Origin of the sequence: Methylobacterium currus, assembly GCF_003058325.1 — a bacterium.
Classification (GTDB): domain Bacteria; phylum Pseudomonadota; class Alphaproteobacteria; order Rhizobiales; family Beijerinckiaceae; genus Methylobacterium; species Methylobacterium currus.
This window is the reverse complement of the sequence record NZ_CP028843.1, coordinates 4933659-4958031: the sequence shown is the minus strand read 5'-3', so window position 1 is coordinate 4958031 and position 24373 is coordinate 4933659. Positions and strand designations below refer to the sequence as shown.

Annotated in this window: 20 protein-coding genes and 1 pseudogene; 10 read left to right on the top strand and 11 right to left on the bottom strand. The window is 72.7% G+C overall.

Annotated features, from left to right (window positions below; translation table 11 throughout):
- Window positions 1-26 precede the first annotated feature (26 nt).
- Window positions 27-1379, top strand: coding sequence for a globin-coupled sensor protein (locus tag DA075_RS22975; RefSeq protein WP_099955195.1), 1353 nt, complete (start codon window positions 27-29; stop codon window positions 1377-1379).
- Here DA075_RS22975 and DA075_RS22970 read toward each other — a convergent pair.
- The 3 genes and pseudogenes from DA075_RS22970 to DA075_RS22960 all read right to left on the bottom strand — a co-directional run bounded on the left by DA075_RS22970 (window position 1366) and on the right by DA075_RS22960 (window position 5486).
- On the bottom strand, window positions 1366-3456 hold the full coding sequence (locus DA075_RS22970; protein WP_099955194.1) for an FUSC family protein: 2091 nt from the start codon (window positions 3454-3456) through the stop codon (window positions 1366-1368). The genes DA075_RS22975 and DA075_RS22970 overlap by 14 nt on opposite strands.
- 106 nt (window positions 3457-3562) lie before the next feature.
- Window positions 3563-4263, bottom strand: a pseudogene (locus tag DA075_RS22965) (histidine phosphatase family protein).
- A 497-nt stretch (window positions 4264-4760) separates the two neighbouring features.
- Window positions 4761-5486 (bottom strand): CBS domain-containing protein, encoded by a 726-nt coding sequence (locus DA075_RS22960; protein ID WP_099955192.1) that lies wholly within the window; start codon window positions 5484-5486, stop codon window positions 4761-4763.
- Between the two features lie 184 nt (window positions 5487-5670).
- Here DA075_RS22960 and DA075_RS22955 point away from each other — a divergent pair, with 184 nt between their 5' ends.
- On the top strand, window positions 5671-7566 hold the full coding sequence (locus DA075_RS22955) for a heavy metal translocating P-type ATPase (protein WP_099956745.1): 1896 nt from the start codon (window positions 5671-5673) through the stop codon (window positions 7564-7566).
- A gap of 35 nt (window positions 7567-7601) precedes the next feature.
- Here the strand turns inward: DA075_RS22955 and DA075_RS22950 are convergent, their stop codons facing one another.
- Together DA075_RS22950 and DA075_RS22945 are read right to left on the bottom strand one after the other, a co-directional pair.
- Window positions 7602-7805: a hypothetical protein gene (locus tag DA075_RS22950; RefSeq protein ID WP_099955191.1), complete on the bottom strand. Its 204-nt coding sequence runs from the start codon at window positions 7803-7805 to the stop codon at window positions 7602-7604.
- Between the two features lie 17 nt (window positions 7806-7822).
- Window positions 7823-8683 (bottom strand): universal stress protein, encoded by an 861-nt coding sequence (locus DA075_RS22945; RefSeq protein WP_099955190.1) that lies wholly within the window; start codon window positions 8681-8683, stop codon window positions 7823-7825.
- Window positions 8684-9203: 520 nt separating this feature from the next.
- On the opposite strand from DA075_RS22945, the gene DA075_RS22940 reads away from it, so the two are divergent.
- From DA075_RS22940 to DA075_RS22930, 3 genes are read left to right on the top strand one after another with little or no spacing between them, the layout of a single operon-like run.
- Entirely contained in the window at window positions 9204-10019 is an 816-nt protein-coding gene (locus tag DA075_RS22940; RefSeq protein WP_099955189.1) for a universal stress protein, read from the top strand.
- Window positions 10019-10363, top strand: a complete 345-nt coding sequence (locus DA075_RS22935; RefSeq protein ID WP_099955188.1) for a c-type cytochrome — start codon at window positions 10019-10021, stop codon at window positions 10361-10363. Before DA075_RS22940 ends, DA075_RS22935 begins: the two co-directional genes overlap by 1 nt.
- Before the next feature lie 15 nt (window positions 10364-10378).
- Window positions 10379-11239: a universal stress protein gene (locus DA075_RS22930; RefSeq protein ID WP_099955187.1), complete on the top strand. Its 861-nt coding sequence runs from the start codon at window positions 10379-10381 to the stop codon at window positions 11237-11239.
- 36 nt (window positions 11240-11275) lie between these two features.
- Here DA075_RS22930 and DA075_RS22925 read toward each other — a convergent pair whose 3' ends face one another.
- Both DA075_RS22925 and DA075_RS22920 read right to left on the bottom strand, forming a co-directional pair.
- Window positions 11276-11821: an ion channel gene (locus DA075_RS22925; protein WP_232387389.1), complete on the bottom strand. Its 546-nt coding sequence runs from the start codon at window positions 11819-11821 to the stop codon at window positions 11276-11278.
- Window positions 11822-11971: 150 nt separating this feature from the next.
- Window positions 11972-12178, bottom strand: coding sequence for a hypothetical protein (locus DA075_RS22920; RefSeq protein WP_099955186.1), 207 nt, complete (start codon window positions 12176-12178; stop codon window positions 11972-11974).
- Between the two features lie 251 nt (window positions 12179-12429).
- Here DA075_RS22920 and DA075_RS22915 point away from each other — a divergent pair, with 251 nt between their 5' ends.
- The 5 genes from DA075_RS22915 to DA075_RS22895 all read left to right on the top strand — a co-directional run bounded on the left by DA075_RS22915 (window position 12430) and on the right by DA075_RS22895 (window position 18276).
- Window positions 12430-13713, top strand: a complete 1284-nt coding sequence (locus DA075_RS22915; protein WP_099955185.1) for an NAD(P)/FAD-dependent oxidoreductase — start codon at window positions 12430-12432, stop codon at window positions 13711-13713.
- A gap of 607 nt (window positions 13714-14320) precedes the next feature.
- The gene (locus DA075_RS22910; RefSeq protein ID WP_099955184.1) at window positions 14321-16243 is read left to right on the top strand and encodes a M6 family metalloprotease domain-containing protein; all 1923 of its coding nucleotides are present in this window, start codon (window positions 14321-14323) and stop codon (window positions 16241-16243) included.
- Window positions 16240-17058 (top strand): hypothetical protein, encoded by an 819-nt coding sequence (locus DA075_RS36740; RefSeq protein WP_164712462.1) that lies wholly within the window; start codon window positions 16240-16242, stop codon window positions 17056-17058. Before DA075_RS22910 ends, DA075_RS36740 begins: the two co-directional genes overlap by 4 nt.
- Window positions 17055-17969 carry an ATP-grasp domain-containing protein gene (locus DA075_RS22900; RefSeq protein WP_099955183.1) on the top strand — a complete coding sequence of 305 codons (915 nt, stop codon included), beginning with the start codon at window positions 17055-17057 and terminating at the stop codon, window positions 17967-17969. Before DA075_RS36740 ends, DA075_RS22900 begins: the two co-directional genes overlap by 4 nt.
- 7 nt (window positions 17970-17976) lie before the next feature.
- Window positions 17977-18276, top strand: a complete 300-nt coding sequence (locus tag DA075_RS22895) for a hypothetical protein (protein WP_099955182.1) — start codon at window positions 17977-17979, stop codon at window positions 18274-18276.
- Between the two features lie 9 nt (window positions 18277-18285).
- On the opposite strand, the gene DA075_RS22890 is transcribed toward DA075_RS22895, so the two are convergent.
- The 4 genes from DA075_RS22890 to DA075_RS22875 form a co-directional block, all read right to left on the bottom strand.
- On the bottom strand, window positions 18286-20094 hold the full coding sequence (locus DA075_RS22890; RefSeq protein ID WP_099956743.1) for a flavin-containing monooxygenase: 1809 nt from the start codon (window positions 20092-20094) through the stop codon (window positions 18286-18288).
- 411 nt (window positions 20095-20505) lie between these two features.
- Window positions 20506-22407 carry a sigma-54-dependent Fis family transcriptional regulator gene (locus DA075_RS22885; RefSeq protein ID WP_099955181.1) on the bottom strand — a complete coding sequence of 634 codons (1902 nt, stop codon included), beginning with the start codon at window positions 22405-22407 and terminating at the stop codon, window positions 20506-20508.
- A 78-nt stretch (window positions 22408-22485) separates the two neighbouring features.
- On the bottom strand, window positions 22486-22905 hold the full coding sequence (locus DA075_RS22880; RefSeq protein ID WP_099955180.1) for an acyl-CoA thioesterase: 420 nt from the start codon (window positions 22903-22905) through the stop codon (window positions 22486-22488).
- Between the two features lie 113 nt (window positions 22906-23018).
- Window positions 23019-24344: a 2-hydroxycarboxylate transporter family protein gene (locus tag DA075_RS22875; RefSeq protein ID WP_099955179.1), complete on the bottom strand. Its 1326-nt coding sequence runs from the start codon at window positions 24342-24344 to the stop codon at window positions 23019-23021.
- Between the last annotated feature and the right edge of the window lie 29 nt (window positions 24345-24373).

The following is a 24373-nucleotide window of genomic DNA, read 5'->3' as shown; positions in this document are numbered from 1 at the left end:
TGAACCGGAAAAGGTGCAACTGAGCTATGGACCAGACGGCCGTCACCGCCGCACAAGCCCGGCGCTTCGCCACCTTCGGCCTCACGGAGGACGACCTGACCCGCCTGCGCGGCCTCGCCGGCTTCGCGCGCGAGCGGCTGCCGGGTCTCCTCGCCGAGTGGAACGCCCGTTTCGGGGACTGGCCGGAGATCCAGGACGCCCTGCGCGACCCGCAGGTGCGCGCGGCCCGGGTGGCCCACTGGGTGCGGGTGGTGAGCGGCGATTTCGGCCCGGACTTCACGGCCTCGGCCGAGCGGCTGGCCTCGGTCTTCTACGCGCGGCGGGTGCCGGCCTACGCGGTCGCGATCTGCCACGCCACGGTGACGGCGGGGCTCGCCGAGGCGTTGGGCCTCGCCGGCCCGCACCGCCTGGTCGGGGGGAAGATCGGGGCGGCCAAGTCCCGGGCGGCGCTTCAGGGCGCCCTCACCCGGGCGGCCTGGCTCGACCTCGAAGTGCTGCTCGAGACCTACGCGGCCGCCGAGCAGGCGAGCCGCCGCAGCACCACCGCGGCCCTGGCCCAGGCCTTCGAGGAGCGGGTCGGGGCGGCGATCGGCGCGGTCGCCGACCAGGCCCGCTCCCTCGACGGCACCGTCGGCGCCCTGTCGCGCAACGCCGCCCGCTCGACCGAGGCGGCGACCGCCGTGGCGGCGGCGGTGATCGAGGCCTCGGCCGGGACCGAGCAGGTGGCCCGCTCCGCCGAGCAGCTGCGCGCGGCGATCGCCGAGATCGCCGGCGAAGTCGGCCGCTCCCACGCGGTGGCGCAGGACGCGGTGGAGCAGTCCGACGCGGTGGCGGCACGGGTCGCCTCGCTCGCCGGGGCGGTGACGCAGGTCGGCGAGGTGGTGACGCTGATCACCGGCATCGCCAGCCAGACCAACCTGCTGGCCCTCAACGCCACGATCGAGGCGTCCCGCGCCGGAGCGGCCGGCCGCGGCTTCGCGGTGGTCGCCGCGGAGGTGAAGGCCCTGGCGCAGCAGACCGCCCGGGCCACCGGGACGATCGTCGGGCAGATCGACGCCATGCGGGCGGCAGCGGGAGGCTCGGTCGAGGCCATCGCGCGCATCCGCGAGACGATCGGGCGCGTGAGCGAGAGCAGCGCGATGATCTCCGCCGCGGTCGAGGAGCAGAGCGCCGCCACCGCCGAGATCGCCCGCAGCACCCGCGACGTCAGCGCCGGCACCGACGAGGTCGCCCGCCTGATCGACCGCGTGCGCGAGGATGCCGGCGGCACCGCCGAGGCCGCCGCCCGCGTCACCGGCTCCACCCAGGATCTCGGGCGGCAGGCAGAGGCGATGAGCGCGGCGGTGGGAGCTTTCTTGAGCGAGGTCAGGGCGGCGTGACGCCGCCGATCCCCGCCCGCTTGAGAGTCCCGGCGAGAAGCTCGACCTGAGCGGCAATGCGCCCGAACGCCTCCGAATCCGCGCCTTCCGGCTTGGACGGCAGCCGCTCGCCGGCCGCGGTGCGGGCGAGCGCCTGATTCAGCCAGTCGCGCCAGGCGCGCCAGGCCGCGGCGTCGGGCCCCTCGGGCTCCGGCTCGTGGCGCAGGATCGCCAGACGGCCGGCCATGCGGCGCAGGGTGGCGTCGGCGACCATCGCGGCCTCGATCCGGGAGCGGCCGCGCTGGCGCGGCTCCTGGAGCGCGCGGGAGAGCGCCGCCTCGAGGTTGTTGCTGGCAAGTCCCGCCGCCCGGGCCGCGGCCTCGGCGGCGGCCGACGGGCCTTCCCCTAAGCGCTCCGCCACCACGGCCTCGGCGTAGCGGGCATGGGTCTGGAGTGCCGTGCGGAGCGCGTCGCGCACCCGGCCCGGCTCCCAGAGCGGCCACAGCAGGAGGCCGGCCAGCACCGCCACCGCGCCGCCCAGCACCGTGAACAGGGCCCGCATCCCGACGATCTCCCAGGAGGAGTGACCGGGCTCGACCAGCTCCACCAGCACCACGACGAGGGGCGTCAGGCAGGCGATGAAGGTGCCGTAGCTCACGCCCCGGGCGGCGAAGCCCAGCACGCTGAGCGGCACCATCATGGCGGCGAGGATCGGCGGCGAGGTGGCGTAGAAGGCCAGCACCGCCCCGATCACTCCGCCCAGGACCGTCCCGCCGATGCGCTCCAGCGCCCGCTGCCAGGTGGCGGCGTAGAAGGGCTGCATCGTCAGCACCACCGTGATGGTGAGCCAGTGGGTGAACGGGCCGGGCCACCAGAAGGTGACGGCCAGCGCCGGCAGCGCCACCACGGTCGCCCGCACGGCGTGGCGCAGGTTGGCCGAGGACCAGGTCAGGTTGGCGCGCAGCGGCTGCAAGACGGTCTCGCGCCAGGGCGGGGCCGGCGCGCCGGCGAGCCCCCCGCCGCCGGCCAGATCCTCCGGTCCCGACAGCTTGGCGCCGATCCGCACCCGGTCGAGGATGCGCTCGGCCATCCGGCGATAGGCAGGGTCGGCGTCAGCAGTCGGCTTCGCCCGGGCCAGCGCCCGCTCGATGCGCCGCAGGTCCACCGGCCGGTCGCGGCGGATCGCCCGGGACAGGATCTTCAGCGTCGGCGGCAGCAGGCGCAGGAGCCTGGCGGCGTCCGCCCGCTGCGCCGGGGTGGCGCGCTCCAGGTAGTCCGACAGGGCGATCATCACCCCGAACAGCTGCTCGGCGGCCTCCAGCCGGATCAGCGCCCGGGCGTTGCGCTCCGAGAGCCGGGCGCGGCTGCGGGCGAGATCCAGGACCAGGGTGCGGGCGGTCTCGATGGCGTCGCGCACCGCCCGGCGATGGCCGCGCGCATGCGCCTCCCAGACCGCGAGGTCGGCCGACCCGTGCGGGCCGGCCGAGAGCCGGCGCAGGTCGCGGGCGAGGCGCGACAGGCCGCGCCAGACGCCGCCGATCGCCGTATGGGCGGGCCGGTAGGGATGGAGCCGCCACACGACCAGGGCCAGGAAGGCGGCCCAGAGCCCGCCGGCCCAGAACATCGCGGCGACGACCGCGCCCTGCTCCACGCTCAACGCCCGGTCGAGAGCGAGGCAGAGCACCACCACCAGCACGTTGCCGACGGTCTGGGCCGGCACGCCCCAGACGCGTGCGAAGGTGCAGCCGAAGATGACGACGAGGGCCACCGGCAGCACCAGGGCCGGGCCGTAGCCCTCCATCACCCCGAAGGCACCCCAGAACAGGCCGCCGAGGCCCGCGAAGGCGAGGAGCGCCCGGAGCCGCGGCCGGATCGGCCCGCCGATGTCGCAGAAGCAGGTGAGGTTGGCGGCGAGTGCCATGGTGAGGAGCGGCGGCCAGGCCAGCCACCATTCGAGCAGGACGATGCTCGCGAAGGCGACCGCGGCCCGCAATCCCTCGGCTATGCTGATGCCGGTGAGGTCCGGCGCCACCGGCAGCCGGGCGAGGTCGGGCCCCGGCTCGCGCAGGGTCCCGCGGCGGATCGGAAAAGGCTTCATCGGATGGGAGCGGTCACGGGGCGCGGGTCCTGACAGGGCGCCACGAGCGTGGCAAGCCGCGTGCCCCGTGACCTGTTATAGGCGGCAGGGCTGCCCCGTGTACCGGTCAGGCCCCTGACTGCGCCGGATAGACCGGCCGGCCGTCGACCGGCATCGCGGTCCGGCGGCAGAAATAGACCTCCTCCTCCGGATGCGCCTCGATCCGGAAGCCGCAGGCCCGCAGCATCGCCTCGGTGCAGGCGCGGTTGGGCGCCCACCGGTTGGTCGGATCGCCCGCATAGCGCCGCTCGATGAGTGCAGCTTCGGACCGTCCGCCCCGAGCCCGAGGGCGTGGGCGATGACGAGCTTGATCACGTCGGCGTGGCTGACGAGGGCGAGGCGGGCCTCGCCGTAGCGGGCGCCCAGGTCCTCCAGGCCCCGCATCACGCGGCCTTGAGCCTCCAGCACCGTCTCGCCCCCCGGCGGCCGGGTGACGTGGCGGGCCTGGTTCCAGCCGGCCCGGGCCGGGTCGCCGTGCAGGGCGTCGAAGCTCTGCCCGGCCCGGGCGCCGAAACCGATCTCGTTCAGGGCCGGCAGGGTCCCGACCGCGAGCCCGGCCCGGGCCGCGATCGGGGCCGCGGTCTCCTGCGCCCGCTCGAGCGGCGAAGCGTAGACCGCCGCCAGCCCCTCGCCGGCCAGCCGCGCGGCCAGCGCCTCTCCTCGCGCCTTCCCTTCGCGCCCGGGCGTCACCCCGGGCATCCGCCCGCAGAGGATGCGGCCGAGCCGGCCATGGGCGGCGTGCCGCACCAGGAAGAAGGTCGTGGTCATGCGCCTCCGGCCGATCGGCGTCCGGGGCCAGATAGGCCGGGGCGCGGGGGCGGCCATGGGTCGGATACATACTGGAGGGTAGTTTTTTCGAACGAGGCAGGCGGAGCCGTGCGGCGGGCGCGCCCTGATGGCTCCTCGCCGAGTCCGCCACGCCGTTCTCGGGCCCGGACAGCGGCGGGCGCCGCGTCGGAGAGCGGTCCGTATCGTGTCGATGGAGCGCGAGCGGTCTACCGCGTGCCCCGGTCACGGTCCTGTCGCGTGCCGTCGCGCCGGGTGACCCGGCGCCGCCCGGAGGCCTGTCTCCGGCGACGGGGATGGCGGCTCGTCGAAGACGAAGCGGCACGATCGCGGCCGTTTCGTCGTCGACCCCGGACTTCCGGGCGGCGATGTGCCGGCGGGGGCACCCCGCCGGCCTCGGTGTCTCTCACAAAACTCGCGGTCACCCGTCGCTGCTCGCTCTGGCGTCGCCCGCGCAGCGGGAGTTTCGTGACGTGCACCTACAGCATCACCGGGTCGGCGCCCCAATAGGCGACGAAGGTGTGGTCGCGCACCGCGACGACGCCCGGGATGCCTTCCGCCATGGTCACCAGCGCGCGGCTCTCCGCCTCGTTCGCCACCGTGCCCCAGAGATGCACGACGCCGTCCAGCACCGTGACGTTGCCCTCGGCCTTGTCGGTCCAGGGCTGGCGGGCGATCTCGGCCAGCAGCAAGTCGCGGATGCGCCGGTCGGTGAGCGCCCGGTCGGTGGCCCGGTCGAGGGTGGCGGGAACCAGGGTCGCGAGCGCCCGCACGAGGTCGCCGCGGGTGACCATCCCGACCAGCCGCTCGTTCCCGTCGGGCCCGGCCTCGACGATCGGCACGCGACGGATATGCCGGCGCTCCATCAGCTCGACGATCTCGATGAGCGGCGCGTCGGGCGCCGCGGTGACGAGGGAGGTCGCCATCACGTCCCGCGCGAGCTGGCCGTGGGCGCTCCGGTAGGCGTTCGCCAGCGTCTCGATCGACGCGAAGGCGTCGAGCCAGCGGTTGCGCCGCCGCTCGGTGCCGAGCTCCTCGCGGTGGAGCAGGTCGGCCTCGCTGACGAGCCCGACGAGGCGTCCCGTTTCGTCCGTGACCGGAACGGCACCGAAGCGCTTCTCGACCAGCAGCCGGGCGATCGTCCCCAGCGGCGTCTCGGGCGTCACCGTGACGAGGTCGCGGTGCATGATGTCGCGTGCCAGCATGACAAGCCTCCGTCGCATCGTGTTGTCTTGGCCGTGATCTCCCGGCCGCGATCTCCCGGCCGCGATCTCCCGACGATGGCGGGGATCCTGCATCCGGATGCGTCGTCCCGAATTGATCCTGCTCAAGGGCCCTGCGGCCGGCTCCTGCGAGAGCCTTGCGGAGGTGCGGCGAGGGGAGGCGGCCATGGACAGGACATCCGCGACGAACGGGGCGGCCGGATGGGCGGCGGCCCTGCGCGGCGGGCTCGTGGCGCTGCCGCTCGTCGGGTTGAGCGGCGGTCTCGGCGCTCAGGCCCTCGGCCATCCGGGTGCCGCGACCCTGGCCTGGAGCCTCGCCACCCTGGCGGTCCTCGCCGTCCTGCTGGTCCAGGTGGCCACGAGCCTGGCGCGGGGGGATGTCGGGCTCGATCTCGTCGCCCTCCTGTCGATGGGCGGGGCGCTCGTGCTGTCGCAGCCGCTGGCCGGCGCCGTCATCGCGCTCATGTATGCCGGCGGCCAGTCCCTGGAGGCCTATGCCGCCGGGCGGGCGAGCCGGACGATGACCGCCTTGATCGCGCGCCAGCCGCGCACCGCCCTTCGGGAGGAGGGGGAGGGGTCTCGCGTGCAGGAGGTTCCGCTCGCGGCCCTGGCCCCGGGCGACCGGATCCTCGTGCGGGCCGGCGACGTCCTGCCGGTCGACGGGCGCGTCGCCGCGGGCCGGGCGGTCCTCGACCTGTCGAGCCTCACCGGCGAGTCGCTGCCCACCGTCTTCGAGGCGAACGCCGCCGTGCTCAGCGGCAGCCTCAATGTCGGCCAGGCCTTCACCCTCCTGGCCGACCGCCGGGCGGCGGAGAGCACCTATGCGGGCATCGTGCGGCTCGTCGAGGCGGCGCGGACCGCGAAGGCGCCGATGGCGCGCCTGGCCGACCGCTACGGCCTCGTCTTCCTCGCCGCCACGCTGCTCCTCGCCGGCGGTGCCTGGGCCGTCTCGGGCGATGCCTTGCGGGCGCTGGCCGTCCTGGTGGTGGCGACGCCCTGCCCGCTGATCCTGGCGGTGCCGGTCGCCCTGGTCTCCGGCCTGTCCCGGGCAGCCGGCACCGGCGTCCTGGTCAAGGGCGGGGGTGCCCTGGAGGCCCTGGCCAAGGTGGAGGTGCTGGTGGTCGACAAGACCGGCACCCTGACCCATGGCCGGGCGCACCTGACCTCCGTCGCGCCGGTCGGCGCGATCGCCGAGCGGGACGCCCTGCGTCTGGCCGCCTCCCTCGACCAGGCCTCGGGCCATCCGATCGCCCGGGCCCTGGTCGAGGAGGCGCAGGCGCGCGGCCTGGCGCTCGCACCGCCCCTGGAGGTCCGCGAGGCGCCCGGGGACGGCGTGACCGGCCTCGTCGAGGGGCGGCGCGTGAACGTCGGCGGCCCGCGCCTGATGCGCCAGCAGGGCATCGACTTCCCGCTCCCCGGCCCGGCAGCGGACGGGCAGGGCGGCGCCTCGGCCACGGTCCTGGTCGCGGTCGATGGAAGCCCGGCCGCGATCCTGCGCTTCGCGGACCCGCTGCGGCACGACGGCGGCGCCATCCTGGCGGAGCTGCGCGCCTGCGGCATCGCCCGGGTGGTGCTCGCGACGGGAGACCGGCGCGAGGTGGCGGAGGCGCTCACCGCAGGCCTGCCCATCGACGCGGTCGCGGCCGATCTCGACCCGGCGGACAAGACGAAGATCGTCGTCGAGGAGCGGCTGCGGGGCCCCGTGATGATGGTGGGCGACGGCATCAACGACGCGCCGGCCCTGGCGGCGGCGGATCTCGGCGTGGCCCTCGGCGCCCGGGGCGCCGCCGCCGCGGCGGAGGCGGCCGACGTGGTCCTGCTGGTCGACAGCCTGGCGCCGCTGCCGGGTGCGATCCGCATCGCCAGGCGGTCCCGCGCCATCGCGCTCCAGAGCGTGCTCGTCGGACTCGGCCTCTCGCTCGCCGGGATGATCGCCGCCGCCCTCGGCGCGCTCTCGCCGCTCCAGGGCGCCCTCGCGCAGGAGGCGATCGACGTCGCCGTCATCCTGAACGCGATGCGGGCCCTCACGGGGCCGACCGTCTCCCGCCGCGCCGCGGCCTGACCGCGGGCGGACCGGGGCAGGGGACCTCGCGCGCCTTACTCGACGAAGCCCCAGCCGGAGCGCAGGGCGCGCAGGTCGTGCTCGTCGAACGGCTCCCACTCCTCCGCCGCGGCCGGCGCGGGGGGTGCGGGCGCGTCCGGCCGGGGCTGCGCGGGGGCCGGCGCGGGCTTGTGCCGGATCGCCCGATGCCTGCGCGCAGCCCGGGCCAGGGTGGCTTCGGTCGGGTATCGCCGGATCATGGCGAGCCTCCCTTCGGTCAATGGGCCAGGAAGAGCGGGACGGGGGGGTTCTTCAGGAGCGAGCGGGTCGCGCCGCCGAACAGGAATTCCTGCGTGCGGGAATGCCGATAGGCTCCCATCACGATCAGGTCGGCCCGGACGACGCCCGCATGGGTCCTGAGCGTGTCGGCGATGCTGCCCGCCTGCGGCAGGTCGCTCACCGTGACGGCGACGCCGTGCCGAGCGAGGTGGCGGGCGAACTCGGCCCCCGGCACCGTCGTGAGCAGGTCCTCCGCGTCGCCGACCGACACGATGTCCACGGCCTCCGCCGCGCGCAGGAGCGGCATGGCCTCGTTGGCGGCGCGGGCCGCCTGCAGGCTGCCGTCCCAGGCCACGAGGATCCGCCGCCCGGCGAAGGCCTGATACGCCCGCGGCACGGCGAGGACCGGACGGCCGCTCGCCAGGAGCGTCGTCTCGATCGTCTCCCGGGACAGCACCTCGGTGACCGGGTCGAGGTCGAGGACCGTCAGGTCGTGCAGGCGGGCCTCGGCGGCCAGCCGGTGCACCACCTCGGGATAGGGCAGGCTGGGCGCCTCCCAGGTGCAGACCAGGCCCGCCTGCGCCGCCGCGCCGGCCGCTTTCTCGGCGAAGGCGCGGGCCAGGGCGTCGAGCCGGCGGTCGATGACGCCGATTCCCTCGTCGGTGGTGCCCTGAAGCCAGGCATCGCTGCCGACGAGGCACCACGAGGCCGACTGTATCGTCACATGGGCGCCGGCGGCCTCCGCCAGCGACAGCCCGTACCCGATCGCTGGCGGGATCGGATCGTGCTCGCCCTCCACGATGCTGCCGATCAGGATGTCGCGCAGGGCGGCGAGCGGGGAGGAAGGGAATCTGGACATGGCGGGTCGTCTCCGGTCTGAGCCGGCCACGATGGTTCGTCCAGGGACGGCAGAGGGCCTTGATCCAGCGCAAGCCGGGGGGTGGAGAGCGCACGGCGTCGGGCATCGGGGAGCCGCACCGCGCCGCGGTTTCTTCGGGCCGCCGCCCACCAGCGGCGACACCGGTGGCCAGGAACAAGCGACCTAACAAAAACGAATGCACCCGCTCGATCTTCTTGGCAGAACAGGGCCATCGCGGGCTTCGCGCGTCCGGCGCGCCCGCGCGGGTGAGAGCATCGGCTCCCGCCATACTGCCGATCGGAGCGTCGATGCCGCGCTTCTTCTTGCCCGTCGTCGATGGTAGCGGCCACGTCGATCCTCGCGGGAAGAGCGTTGCCCGCGTCGTCGTCGGTGTCGACCTTCGCCCTCCGGTCCATGGGCGAGGTGCTTCGGCACGATTGCGGTGAATCAAGGCTCGGGGGGCGGCCGGGCGCGAGAGTGATCCCCGCCGGGCCATCGGGCCCCGGCGCGGGAGATGGTCATGACGCTCTCCTCCATCCTGGTATCGGTCGATCTCGGCGCGCCTTGCGCCGACCGCATCCAGCTCGCCGCCGGCCTCGCCGCATCGTGCGATGCGCGGCTCGTCGGCGTCGCGGCCTGCCCGCCTCCCGGCCCGGCGCCGGCCGGCGACAGGCTCGAGGCCGAACGCCTCTACGCCCTCGAGGAGGAGCGGGCCCACGAGCGGCTGGCGGCCGCGCAGGCCGTGTTCGAGCGCGAGGCCGGCGCCGCCGCGAAGCGCGCCTGGCACGGCGCCCTGGCCTCGCCCTCGGCCTTCCTCGTCGAGCAGGCCTGCGCCGCCGACCTCGTGGTCGTCGGCCGGCAGGGGCCAGCCGACGGGGATCCGGGTCCGCTGGGCGTCTCCGCCGGCGCCGTGCTGATGGCGGCCGGCCGCCCGGTCCTGGTGACGCCGCCCGGACTCGAGCGGTTCGTGCCCAGGCGGGTGGTCGTGGCCTGGAAGAACACGCGGGAAGCCCGCCGTGCCGTCCACGACGCCCGTCCGTTCCTCGCCGGCGCCGAGCGGATCGCGATCGTGGCCGTCGGGCCGGACGCCCATCACGGCGGCGCCGAGGCGACGGCCCGGTACCTGGCGGGGCACGGCGTCGCGGCGACGACCCATCTGCTGCCGGGCTCGGGCCTGAACGCCGCGGAGGAACTGCTCCGCTTCGCCGAGCGCGAGGGCGCGGACCTCCTGGTGATGGGCGCCTACGGCCATTCGCGCCTGCGCGAATGGGTGTTCGGCGGCGTCACCCGCGACATCCTGCGCACCACCCCCCTCTGCTGCCTGATGAGCCATTGATGCGCACCCGGTCCCTCCTCGCGGCGGGCGCCGTCGCGCTCCTGTCCCTGCCCTTGCCGTTGCCCATGTCCCGGCCTGCCCGGGCCTGGGATCGGCAGGTCGATCAGGGCGGGAGGCTCGCCCGCACCCATTGCGCCCGCTGCCACGCCGTCGGACGCGCGGGCACCAGCCCTCTGCTCGCCGCGCCGCCCTTCCGCGACCTCCACGACCGCTATCCCGTCGAGGACCTGGCCGAGGCGTTGGCCGAGGGCATCCGCACCGGCCATCCGAGCATGCCCGAATTCCGGTTCGATCCGGACCAGGCGCAATCCCTCATCGCCTACCTCAAGTCCCTCGAACGCTGAACCGGGAGACCGACGATGTTCCTGCGCTGCCTCCTCGTCCCGACCGCGCCCGGCCTCGACGCGACCCGCCGGCTCGACGCCGCCCTGCGCCTGGGCCGGCGCCTGCACGCCCATATCGGCGTCGGCTTCATCGCCCCGGGGCCGGAGCAGGTGCTGGCGGCGCTCGCCGGCACGGCGCCGATCGCCAGCGCGACCATCGCCGCCATCCGGGAGGGCACGCGGGCGGCCGCCGCCGAGGGCCGGGCGGCGCTCCAGGCCTGGTGCGCCCGCGAGGCGGTGCCGTTCATGCCGGAGGTCGAGCGGCTGGACGCCACCTTCGCCACCTGGACCGAGTGGTCCGGCGAGGTCGAGCGCGTCCTGACCCTGGCCGGCCGGGTGAACGACCTCGTCATCGTCGACCGGCCGGACCCGGACGAGCCCTTCAGCGGCCGTGCCCTCGACACCGCCCTGTTCTCGGTCGGCCGTCCCGCGCTGATGGTGGGCGAGACCGTGCCCCACGATCTCCTGGAGCACGTGGTGATCGCCTGGAACGGCAGCCTGGAGGGGACGCGCCTCGTCGGCCAGTCGATCGCGCTCCTGCGCGCGGCGAGCCGGGTCACGGTGGTGCAGGCGCGGACCGGACGCGCCGAGGAGGCGAAAGCCGCGGATCTCTGCGCCTATCTGCGCTGGCACGGCATCGTGGCCCAGGCCAGCATCCTGACGGTCGGGGAGGGGGCGTCGGTGGGAGCCGCCATCCTGGCGGCGGCGGAGCGCCAGGACGCCACCCTGCTGGCCCTCGGCGCCTACACCCACAGCCGGGTGCGCGAATTCCTGCTCGGCGGTGTCACCCGCCAGGTGATCGAGTCCGCGCGCATGCCGGTCCTGATGGCGCATTGACGTCAGGGCGGCGCCGGCCTGCCGGCCGGAACACGGTCACGGCGGCGCAGCCGGCGGAAGCACGGCTTCCCGGCCGGCTTGAGCCTCGCCGCCGCGCTCGCGCCCGGCGGCCCCGGGCAGGATCGCCTTGCGGAAGGGTCTGCGGAACGACTTCTTGCCGTGCAGCGGCCAGTAGCGCTCCATCGCCAGATAGGTGAAGGAGGCGGACCAGCCGATCAGCAAGAGACCGTTGAGCGCCTCGACCCCGGTCAGGAGCCTCGCATGGCCGAGGGGCGCGTGGTCGCCGTAGCCGAGCGACGTGTAGGCGACGACGGAGACGAACAGGCAATCCTCGAAGGACTCGACCGGCACGCCCGAGAACGCGCCGAGCCCGAGCCGGAGCACCAGCAGCCAGTAGGCGCCGGCATAGATCCACACCGCCGCCGTGTGCCCGACGAAGGCCGCGAGCACCACGACGATGATCCGCGTGCGGGGCGGCACCGGCAGGTCGGCCAGGTGCTCCGACGTCAGCCGCAGGGTCTCGTAGAGCACCAGGATGGTGACGGCCACGAGGACGATGCTGGTGGACAGGACGACGAGCATGGTTCGGCCCTGCTGCGGAGCTTCACCCCGCCATCGGCGATTCCGGCGCTCGGCGGACTTGCGTTGGCAGGCCCGCGCTGCGTCCGCGTGGATTCTTGTCATGTCGCGGATTGTCGCCGCAAAACCGGCCGCCACGTTCGCGAGATCTGCTCAGAGGACGATCCGGATAAGGCCGGTCACCAGGAGGGCCGCGCCGATCGCGGCGACCAGGGCCGCGCCGCTGCCGATCGTCCGGTAGCGGGAGATGTCCTCGACCGTCGCCCCGTCTTCGATCACGGGCGCCGGCCGGGCCGTGCCCCTCGGCATGCCGACATGGCGCAGGCCGACCCCGTCCGCAGCTTTCGCGACCATCGTCATCACCGTCTCCCATGGCTGGATGCGGGTGCCATGATGGCCGCGTCCGCGGTGGGGGCCTTGATCCAGCGCAAGGCGGACGGGGCGTCAGGTGCGGTCGCGCTTCCCGATAGCGTCCCGCGTTCTCGGTCCTGGTATCGATGTCTGGCACGCGGCCGACCGGCCTTGCGCCTCCAGCCCCGAGATCGGCTATGCCTGTCGCGCCGGGCGATCCGTGTCGGTCCCGACAGTCTAGTCCCGAGAGTTGACGAGCCATGAACGACGATCCGCGCAGCCACGGCCTCTGGGAGCGCTCGGCTCCGCCGGCCCCGCCGACGACGCCCCTCGACGGGCGGATCGCGGTCGACGTGGCGATCGTGGGCGGCGGGTTCACCGGCTTGTCCGCGGCGCTCCACCTCGCGCAGGGCGGCGCCCGCGTCGCCCTCCTCGAAGGGGTCGAGATCGGGTTCGGCGGCTCGGGCCGGAATGTCGGGCTCGTCAATGCCGGGATGTGGGTCATGCCGGACGACCTGCCGGGCGAACTTGGCGAGCGCTACGGCTCACGCCTCCTCGATCTCCTCGGCGAGGCGCCCGCTGCCGTCTTCGACCTCATCGAGCGGCACGGCATCGCCTGCGAGCCTGAGCGCCGGGGCACGCTGCACTGCGCCGTCGGCCGGACGGGTCTCGCCGAGTTGCAGGAGCGCGCCCGGCAATGGCAGGCGCGGGGCGCCCCGGTCCGGCTGCTCGACGCCGAGGAGACGGCGCGGATGGTCGGGACCCGAGCCTATGCGGGCGCGCTCCTCGACGCCCGGGCCGGCACGATCCAGCCGCTCGCCTATGCGCGCGGCCTCGCCGCGGCGGCGATCGCGGCCGGCGCCCGGATCCACACGGCAAGCCCGGTCGTCGCCGTGACCGCCGAGGGCGGGGGCTGGCGCCTCGACACCCCGCAGGGCCGCGTCGAGGCGGCCCACGTCATCGTGGCGACCAACGCCTATACGAGCGTGGTCTGGCCGGAGATCCGGGCGGAGCTCGTCCATCTGCCGTATTTCAACATGGCGACCGCGCCGCTGGGCGACAATCTGCGCCGCTCGATCCTGCCCGAGCGCCAGGGCGCCTGGGACACGAAGAGCGTGCTGAGCTCCTTCCGGTTCGACCGCCAGGGCCGGCTGGTCTTCGGCAGCGTCGGCGCCCTGCGCGGACCGGGCCTGGCGATCCACCGCGACTGGGGCCGGCGGGCCCTCGCCCGGCTGTTCCCGCAACTCGCAGGCGTGCCGTTCGAGACCGAGTGGTACGGCCAGATCGGCATGACCACCAACAACCTGCCGCGCTTCCATCGCCTCGGGCGGAACGTGATCTCGTTCAGCGGCTACAATGGAAGAGGCATCGCCCCCGGCACCGTCTTCGGTCGCTGCCTCGCCGGGCTCGTCCAGGGCGCGATCGGCGATGACGACCTGCCCCTCCCGGTCACCGACCCCGTCCCGGCGCCGCGCCGGCGGTTGAAGGAGGCCGTCTACGAGATAGGGGCCCAGCTCGCGCACCTGACGGATGCGCGTGTCTGACCGCCGTCTCTGCGGGGCGGACGGGCATCCGTCGCATCACGATCTCGTCCCCACGCATCCTTCAAATGAGGGATAAAGTCTCATTTAACCGCAATATCGATTGTGCATCCATGCCGATTGTGCGCGGAATGGTTGCAAATAACATTGTGAAGCGCTATAGTTGAATAAAGATACGATCTTGCCGCAGAAATCAAGAATATTTATAGAAACAATAGGCAGGAAGCCACATGAAAAATCATTTTTATTTAATGTGATTTGTATTAATTTCATTTCCCAAGTCTGTATTTTTTATATCGCATCGCAGGACGTTTTTAAGGGCGGGCGATTTCGGGCGTTATTTTTCAGATCATGAATCGTTCGCAGAACAACGCAAGGATCATGTCGCCCCCGACTGACGTGTGAGCGGCCCTGTACCTGCACGCCATGCCGCCCGTGTTCGCTCGGAGCGGGCCGGCAGCCTTGGACGGAGGGCCGATCTCGCGCATGCGGCGTCCGGTCGGGCGGCCGTCGGGTGTCGCGCCAGGACGTTGCGTGCGCAGCGCCGGCCGCGCGCGGGAAGGATGATCGAGCTCGACAACGGCAAGCTCGACGACAGGGAGGACGTGACATGCGCAAGAGCTTCTGCGGGTGCGAGCCCGAGACGCGCCGGGCCGCGATCGCCGTCTGGTCGGATTTCTGCGCGGTGGCCCCGAGCCCCGAGCTGAGGGACCGGCTCAAGGCGGAACTCGCCCAGCTCCGCTCGAGCGGCGCGCCGCTGGCGGGAATCCTCGCGCTCAGCCGCCTGCCGCGCAAGCTCGGCTTCAACGACGGCGTGATCATCCCGCCCGAACAATTCCCCCTGGGCACGCCGCAGCGGGCGGTCGCCGCCGCCGCGCTGGAGCGTGCGCCGCTGCGCGGCACCGTCCGGGTGATTGTCGTCCTCGTCGACTATTCGGACAAGCCGATGGCGCAATCGGCCGACCATTTCCGCGACCTGTTCTTCTCGACCGGCTCCCTGCCGCATGGCAGCGTCAAGGAATACTACCGCGAGGTCACGGGCGGCCTCGTCGACCTGGCCGGCGAGGTGGTGGGACCGTTCCGCCTGCCGCAGACGCTGGCCTGGTACGCCAACAACAATTTCGGCATCGGCCGACCCTCCGGCGAGGCCCGGGCCAACGTGATGGCGAACGACGCCGCGGCGGCGGCCGACGGCTCGGTGAATTTCGGCCTCTACGACAATGACGGCAACGGGTTCGTGGACGCCTTCATCGTGGTCCATGCCGGCGGCGGCGGCGAGCAGACCGGTCATCCCGGCGACATCTGGTCCCACAAATGGACGCTCCCGAGCGCTCGCCCCGCGGACGGCAAGCAGATCTTCGCCTACCTGACGATCCCGGAGGATTGCCGCATCGGCGTCTGCGCCCACGAGCTCGGCCACCTGCTGTTCGGCTTCCCGGACCTGTACGACACCGACGACACCTCCGAGGGCGTCGGGAACTGGTGCCTGATGGGCGGCGGGTCCTGGAACGGCGGCGGCGACATCCCCGCCCACCCCTCGGCCTGGTGCAAGATCCAGCAGGGCTGGGCCACCACCACCAACGTCACGGCCGCCGGCACGGTGACGATTCCGGACGTGAAGGCCAGCCGCAACGTCCACCGGCTGTGGAAGGATGGCGGCGGCGGCCCGGAATACTTCCTGCTCGAGAACCGCCAGCGCACCGGATACGATGAAGGCCTGCCGGGGGCGGGCCTGCTGATCTGGCACATCGACGAGAGCCAGACGAGCAACACCGACGAGTCGCATTACAAGGTCGGCCTGGTCCAGGCCGACGGCAAGCGCGACCTCGAACGCGCGGCAAATCGCGGCGATGCCGGGGACCCCTATCCGGGCGGGGCCAACAACACCGCCTTCACCGGCAGCAGCGCGCCCAATTCCAACTCCTACGGGGGGCAGCCGACCCTGGTCTCGGTGACGAGCATCTCCGCCGCCGGCCCGACCATGTCCGCGGTGGTGCGGGTCAGCAGCAAGGGCATCCTCAAGGAAACGATCAAGGACAACAAGGAAACCGTCAAGGAATTCAAGGATGCCCGCGACAAGACAGCCGTCAAGGAACACAAGGACGGCAAGGAGCACGTCAAGGAGATCAAGGATGCCCGCGACAAGACAGCCGTGAAGGATTCCAAGGATCGCAAGGAGAGCATCAAGGATACAAAGGATCTGCGGGAAAAATCCGTCGTCAAGGACGCGCGCGACGTCCCGGTCTCGCCGCAGGGCCCGGATCGGGGAGCCGGCAGCATGGGGGCGGGCACCGCTGCGCCGGGCGGCGGGGAGGACGCGCTGCTCACCGCCCTGTTGGCGATCGAGCAGCGGCTCGAAGCCCTCGAGGCGGGCCTGGGCGCGTCCGGCGGGGCCGAGCCCTTCATCGGCGCGGACCGGCGCCCCGACCTTCCGGGCGGGGCCGATCACGGGATGCCGTCCTCCGCCTCGCCGGGGCCGCTGCACCACGGCGACCGGACGGCGAAGTTCGCCCTCGACGCGCCGCAGCCGTGACGCCCGACTTCCTCGTCCTCGCCGAGGCGGGCGACGCCGCCGCCGGCGCGGTCGCCGCCGCGCTGGCGGGGCGCTACGGGGCGGGGCGGGTCGTGCAGCTCACCGCCGGGCACCTCGTGCAGGGACGCTGGCGGCACGGCGTGGCGCCCGACGGCGCGGTGCAGACCCTGCTCGCGCCTCCCGGCGGCGCGGTGATCGACTCCCGTCAGGTGCGCGGCGTCCTCGACCGGGTGCTCGCCCTGCCGCCGCTGCCGCGCTTCGCGCGCTCGTCCCCGAAGGACCGCGACTACGCCGCCGCCGAGCTCCAGGCCCTGCTGGCGAGCTGGCTGGCGGGTTTCGGCCCGCGGCTGGTCAACCCGGCCGGGCCCTGGACCTGGCTCGGCGGCCCGCGCCCGCTTCGCGCCTGGATGCGGGATGCGGCGGCCCATGGCCTGCCGGTCCCGCGGGACGCCCACGCGACCGCGGGGCGGCTGCTGCCGGCGGATGCGTCGTCGCGGGGCTTCGTCACAAGCCCCGCCCTTCCGGGCCTGCCGGCCTCCCATGATCCCCTGGCGGGAGGCGGTCCGACCCTCGGGCGGGTGCTGGTCGCCGGGACCTTCATCGGCGGCTCGCTCGCCGGCACCTTCGGCGAGGCCTGCCGCCGGCTCGGCCGTTCCGCCGGCTACCGGCTGGCCGAATTCGTGTTCGCGCGGATCGACGGCCGCCCGGTTCTGTCGGACGTCGACACGGTGCCGGCCCTCTCCGACGCGGCGGAGGTCGAGGCCGTGGTGCGGCTCCTGGCCGAGATCGCCGCGGGCGCCGGAGGCCCCCCGTGATCCTCGTCTTCGGCCGGCGCGACGACGCGCCCATCGCCCTGGTGCTGGAGGCCCTGCAGGCGCTCGGCGCCGATTACGCCTTCATCGACGACCGCCACCTCGACCGCGAGGACATCGTCACCACCCTGGGGCCCGGCGGGCTGGACGGGCTCGTCGTCGTGGCCGGTCGTGCGATCCCGTTGGGGTCGGTCGCGGGTGTCTATGCCCGGATCCTCGGGCTGCCGCCGGCGGTCGAGCGTTACGCGGGGCAGCGGGCCCGGGCCTTCCAGGCGATCTTCCTGGAATGGCTCGATCTCACGCCGGCTCTCGTCGTCAACCGGCCGCGGGCGATGGCGTCGAACGCCTCGAAGCCGTTCCAGGCGCAGCTGATCGCGCGGGCCGGCTTCGCGACGCCGGACACCCTCGTGACGAACGACCCCGCAGCGCTGGAGGCGTTCCGCCGGCGCCACGGCCGCGTGGTGTTCAAGTCGACCAGCGGGGTGCGGTCGATCGTCGAGGAACTCACCGAACGCCATGCCGCGCGGCTGGGCTTCCTGCGCGACCTGCCGACGCAGTTCCAGGCCTGGGTGCCGGGCATCGACGTCCGGGTCCATGTGGTGGGCCGGGAGGTGTTCGCCACCGAGATCGAGAGCGAGGCGACGGATTACCGCTACGCCGTCCGCAGCGGGGCCGCGGCGGTGCTGCGCCCGGTGGAGGCGGAGCCGGCTTTGCGCGAGCGCTGCCTGGCGCTCGCCGAATCCCTGTCCCTGCCGCTCTGCGGCATCGACCTGCGGCACCGGCCTGAGGGCGGCTGGGTCTGTTTCGAGGCGAACCCGATGCCGGCCTTCAGCTATTATGAGGCGGAGACCGGCGCACCGATCAGCGAAACCCTCGCCCGGATGCTGGTGCGCGCCTCCGCGCCAGGAGGGTAGAGCGGACATGATCCAGGCTGTCGAGAACCTCACGACCATCGTGGGCACCATCCTGGGGCTCGCGAGCCATCCGGGTCTGCCGGGCTACGGCGTTGTGACCCTACGGCTCGAAGAGGCCCGGCCCGTGGAGGGCAAGGCCGACCTCATCTCCAACCAGCTCGGCCGGGACATGCAGGTCACCGTGCGCTCCGAGCTGCTGGGCGGGGCCCGGCCCGGCGCCCGGCTGCGCTGCCGCGCGCGCCGGACGCCGGACGGCGCGATCTGCGAGCCCAACCCCGAGGCGGGGGGATTCGAGATCGCGCCATGACGTCAGTCGTCAGGCCGCGTGGTGCGTGTCGGCCAGCGCGTAGACCGGCGTGTCCAGCCCCTCCATCCGCGCCTTGAGCTGCAGGGCGAGGTAGAGCGAGTAGTGGCGCGACTGGTGCAGGTTGCCGCCGTGGAACCACAGGGCCTCCTGCCGGGTCGGCTTCCACATGTTGCGCAGCTCGCCCTCCCAGGGGCCCGGATCCTTGGTGGTGTCCGAGCCGAGGCCCCAGCACTTGCCGACCCGGTCGGCGACCTCCTGGCTGATGAGCTTGGCCGCCCAGCCGTTCATCGAGCCGTAGCCGGTGGCGTAGACGATCACGTCGGCGGGCAGCCGCGTGCCGTCCTCCAGCACCACCGCGTCCTCGGTGATCTCCTTGACCTTGCCATGCGCCAGCTTGATCTTCCCGTCGGCGATCAGGTCGGAGGCGCCGACATCGATGTAGTAGCCGGAGCCGCGCCGCAGGTACTTCATGAACAGGCCCGAGCCGTCATCGCCGAAATCGAGCCGGAAGCCGGCCTTCTCGAGCCTCGCGTAGAAGTCCGCATCGCGCCTCTTCGCTTCCTCGTACACCGGCACGTGGAACTCGTGCATGATGCGGTAGGGCACCGAGGCGAAGAGCATGTCCGCCTTGTCGGTGGTGATCCCATTGGCCAGCGCCTCCTCCGAGTAGAGGCCGCCGAGCGCCAGCTCCATCAGCGTGTCGGACTTGACGATGTGGGTCGAGGAGCGCTGCACCATGGTGACGTCGGCGCCGTTCTCGTAGAAGTCGGCGCAGATGTCGTGGGCCGAGTTGTTGGAGCCGATCACCACCGCGCGCTTGCCGCGATAAGCCTCGCCGCCCGGATGCCGGCTCGAATGGTGGCTCTCGCCCTGGAAGCGCTCCATGCCCGGATAGGTCGGCAGGTTCGGCACCCCCGACATGCCGGTGGCGAGCACGAGCTGCTTCGGGCGTAAGCTCAGCCGCTCGCCGTCACGGGTGAGGTCGACCTCCCATTCGCCCGCCGCCGCGTCGTAGCGCGCCGCATGCACCTCGGTCTTCGACCAGTAGTTCAGCTCCATGACCTTGGTGTACATCTCCAGCCAGTCGCCGATCTTGTCCTTGGCGGCGAAGACCGGCCAGTGATCGGGGAAGGGCAGGTAGGGCAGGTGGTCGTACCAGACCGGGTCGTGCAGGTGCAGCGACTTGTAGCGGCTGCGCCACTGGTCGCCCGGCCGGTCGTGCTTGTCGACGATCAGGGCCGGAACGCCGAGGCGCTTCAGCCGGGCGCCGAGCGCGATGCCGCCCTGGCCGCCGCCGACGACCAGCGCGTAGGGCTGCCGGGTGCGGCCGAGTTCGGCCTCCTCGTCGCGCCGCCGCTCCGACCACGAGCGCCGCCCGGGCTCGACGCCGTGATGCACGCCGCGCTCGCGGCGCGGCCCGCCCGGCTCCTCGAACCCCTTCAGTTCCCGCGCCGCGGTGAGCAGCGTCCAGGCCTCGTCGTCCTTCAGGCGCAGGTAGCCGCGCCCGCGTAAGGCCCCGGTCTCGAAGGCGATCCAGGCCTCGGTGACGCCGTCCGTTTCGCTGGCCGCCTCCTCCAGGGTGAAGCTCCCAGGCGAGACCGCGCCGAGCTGAGTCCGGAGCATGTCGCGGATCGCCCCGCGCCCCTCCAGCGTGGTGATGTTCCAGGTGAAGGCGACGAGGTCGCGCCAGAAGCAGGTCTCGGCGAACAGCGCCGCGGCTCCTGCGGCGTCGCGCGCCTTCAGGGCGGTCTCGAACCGGTCGAGCCAGGCGATCACCCGCGCATCGGCGGGCGACAGGCGCTCGACGTCACGAACCATGGCGTCCATCGGGGTTTCCTCCTTGTGTTATACGGGGGAGGTTGCGCAAGCGGTGTGCCAAGCCGAGGCTGAGCCGAAATCTCGTTCCCTCTGCCGACCGGTCCAGATCAATCGACTACTGATCCCATCCGTGATCTCGTCCCGATGTGTGAAGCGATCGAAGATCGCGGAGCCTCGAAGGAGGCGTCAAGAAAATGCCGTGATCCCTGGAGGGCTCCTTCGAGGCTCGTTTCACTCGCGCCGCAGGATGAGGTTGCGGAGAGGAGGTACGATGTCTGCGCGTCGTCTCCACGATTTCGATTGCCGGATGGTCACCACTCGCCGGCCTTCGACGGCAGAAGCGACCGCCGTCCCATCTGTGGCGCCACACCTGTCGCGTGAGACAAGCCCCTGCAACAGGTGTCGCGCCCCTCAACCCCCGTGGTTCGGCGAGACGAGGCCGAGGCGGCGCATGCGCCGGTGCACGGTGGAGCGATCGAGCCCGAGATCGCGCGCGACCGCCGAGACGTTCCAGGCGCGCCGGCGAAGGGCCGCGGCGAGGGCGTCGTCTCCCCTGGAGGCCGTCTCGGCCGGAGCAGCGTCGGCCCGTCCCGCCAGCACCGTGGGCGGCAGGTCGTCGAGGCCGATCTCCGGCCCCTCGGCGAGGGCGCAGCCGTGATCGAGCACGCTCACCAGCTCCCGGACGTTGCCGGGCCAGGAATGGCGGGCCAGCGCCGCCGTGGCCTCGGCCGAGAGGCGAGGGGAGCCGGGCCGTCCCGCCAGCAGCCGCGCGACCAGGACCGGGAGGTCGGTGCGCTCGCGCAGGGGCGGCAGGACGAAGCGGGCGCCGGCCAGGCGGTACAGCAGATCCTCGCGAAAACGGCCCTCCCGCACCAGGGCCGCGAGGTCGCGATGCGTCGCGGCGATCACCCGGATGTCGACCGCCTGCGGCGTGGTGGCGCCGAGCGCCGTCACCTCGCGCTCGGCCAGCACGCGCAGGAGGCGGGTCTGTGCCGTGAGCGGCATGTCGCCGATCTCGTCGAGGAACAGGGTGCCGCCATCGGCCTGCTGCACCAGGCCGGTCCTGCCCTTGGCGGCCGCCCCCGTGAAGGCGCCCGCCTCGTGGCCGAACAGCTCGGATTCGATCAGCGTCTCGGGCAGGGCCGCGCAATTGACCGCGACGAAGGGCTTGGCGGCACGCCCGCTCGCCCGGTGCAGCGACTTGGCGAAGAACTCCTTGCCCGTGCCGGTCTCGCCGCCGATCAGCAGGCTCACGCCGGCGGCGAACAGGCGCGCGGCCTGCCGGGCCGTCGCCGCGAGGGCGGGATCGGCGAAATCGGGCGGCGGGGGCGGGGCGCTCGGCCGCGCGGCCGGCGCCGGGGGGGCCGCCGGCTCCAGCGCCAGGGCGTAGAAGCGTTCGCCTCCGCGCAGGCGCAGCACGCGCCGCTCGACCGGCACCGCCCGGGTGAAACGCGGCAGGTCGTCGACCGAGGCCTCGAACAGGGCGTCGAGGCGCAGGCCCAGCCCGGCATGCGCTAAGTCGGACGGCCCGGGCGGACGATGCAGCGCGCGGTCGATCAGCGCCCGCGCCCGGCTGTTGAAGCCGAGGATCCGCCCGCCCGCATCGACCGCCAGCGCCAGTTCGGGCTCGATGTCGGCGAATTCCGGCGAGCGCGACAGGTGGAGAATCCACTCGCGCCGGAAGCCGTTATGCAGGCTCGCGGTCTCGATGCGGTGGGCGAACGAGGTGACGAGCTGGAGGGCGAGGTGCTGGCTCGCCTTCGGCGCCGGGGCCTGGAGCGCCGAGATGTCGAGCACGGCGGCCAGCGTCCCGTCGGCGGCGTAGACCGGTGCCGCCGTGCAGGTCAGCCCGATATGGTCGCCGGCGAAATGGTCGTCGAGATGGACCGACAGCGCCTCGCCGGTGGCGATGCAGGTGCCGACCGCGCAGGTGCCGGCGAGGTGCTCGTTCCAGTCCGAGCCGCGATAGAGACCCGCGCGGCGCAGGTCGCCGTCGCGGCTCGCATCGCCGATGAAGTCGACGGCGACGCCGCGCGCATCGGCCAGGATCAGCACGTAGCCGAGGCCCGAGACCTGCCGGTACAGGGCCTCGACGCCGAAGCGCGCCACCCGGATCAGGTCGTCGAGGGCGTCGCGGTGCTCGCGCAGGCGCGCTTGGCTGTGGATGTAGGCACGCCGGGGCGCTGCGGGGTCGAGGCGGTACTCGGCCATGCAGCGCTGCCAGGACTGGCTGATCAGCGGATCGCGCGCGCCGCCGCCGTCGCTCGCGGCCCGCACGAGCTCGTCGATATGCGCCATCACGGCAGAGCGCATCGCGTCCTCCCCGATCTTTTCGCCCATTCTGCGCGGGAATGGCGGGCAGGAAAAGACCGGGGCGACAGGCGTTCGGGTTCAGGCCGGGCTGGAGCCCGCGGGGCCCGGCGGCACCGGCCGCGGGCGCCGGTTCTCGTCGATCGCCACGAAGGTGAAGAGCGCCTGCGTGACCTTGATGGTCTCCTCGCTCTCCCGGGCGCGGCGCCAGGCCTCGATCTGGATGCGGATCGAGGAGCGGCCCACCGAGACGATGTGGGCGTAGAGACTGACCTCGTCGCCGACCACCACCGGCTGCAGGAAGGTCATGCCCTCGACCGCGATGGTGGCGCAGCGCCCCCGCGCCCGGCGCGCCGCGACGTTGCCGGCGGCGAGATCCATCTGCGCCATGAGCCAGCCGCCGAAGATGTCGCCGGCCGGGTTGGTGTCGGCCGGCATGGCGATGGTGCGGATCACGGGAGGGCCCCAGCTGGCGTCGGGGGCGGGCGAAGGGGCGGTCATCGGCGGGATCGCTCGCGTGAGGGGAGGTGGGACGTCACCTTAGAGCGTTTCTCACCCTGGGTCAGCGCGGACCTGCGCCGGCCGGGCGCAGGTCCGCGGGCCGGAGCCGATCGTCAGGCGATCCAGCGCAGCACGACCAGCACGGTCGTGACGGTGACGGCGCCGCCGATGCGGGTCGCGATCTGGGCGAAGGGCATCAGCTGCATGCGGTTGGCGGCGGTGAGGATGGCGACGTCGCCGGTGCCGCCCTGGCCCGAATGGCACGCATTCACGATCGCGGCCTCGATCGGATACATGCCGAGGCGGCGGCCGACGAAGGCGCCGGTGACCATCAGGGTGAAGACCGTCGCGATGATCGTGATGAGGTTCGGGACCGTGAAGGCCGACATCAGCTTGTCCCAGGGGGTGAGCGAGACGCCGATGGCGAAGAGCAGCGGGTAGGTCATGCCGGTCTGCACGAACTTGTAGACCACGAAGCCGCCGGCCTGCAGGTGGGGCGAGACGGCGCTGGAGAGCTTGGCCAGGACCGCCAGGAACAGCATCGCGACCGGGGCCGGCAGGCCGATGACGTGGTGCAGCATCACGCCGAGCAGGTAGAGGGTCACCGCGGTGAGACCCGCCGCCGCGATGGTGGAGACGTCCATCTGCCCGCCCTTCTCGGCGGTCACCGCCTCGTCCTTGGGGTCCATGTCGTCGTGCTCGCCCGGCTGCAGCCGGCCCTCGCCGGTGAGATGCGGGTACTTCTTGCCGACGAAGTTCAGGATGCCGGAGAACACGATGGCGGTGAGGCTGCCGAGCATGACCGGGGGCAGCACCTGGGCGAACAGGTCGCCCTGCGAGGCGCCGAGGATCGCCGCGTAGCCGATCGAGAGCGGGATCGCGCCCTCGCCGACGCCGCCGGCCATGATCGGCACGACGATGAAGAAGAAGGTGTGGTAGGCGCCGAGCCCCAGCGCCATCCCGACCAGCGTGCCGACGATGCCCGCCGCGATCGAGCCGATGCCGAGCGGCACGAAGATCTTCAGGAAGCCCTTGATCAGCACGCCCCGGTCCATCCCCAGGATGCTGCCGACGATGATCGCCGCGATGTAGAGGTAGAGGAAATTGGTGAATTTGGTGAAGTCGATGATCGACTTCTCGATCTGCGGCGGGATCAGCTTGTAGTAGGCCAGCGCCGAGGGGATGAAGGTGGCGAAGATCGCGCCGGCGCCGATGTTGCGCAGGATCGGCAGCCGCTTGCCGATCTCGGCGCAGGTGAAGCCGCCCAGCACCAGGACGGCGATCATCGTCGGCGCGTCGGCCTTGATCTCGCGCTCGAAGGTCAGGATCGTCAGGAGCGCGGCCAGGATCAGGTAGACCGGGATCGGGATGATGCCGATCTTGATGTCCATCAGGCGCCACCAGCCGTGCGGCCAGAACTTGCCGGAAGCCGGAGTCATCGTTTCTTTCGTCGGCGCCGTCTCGTGAG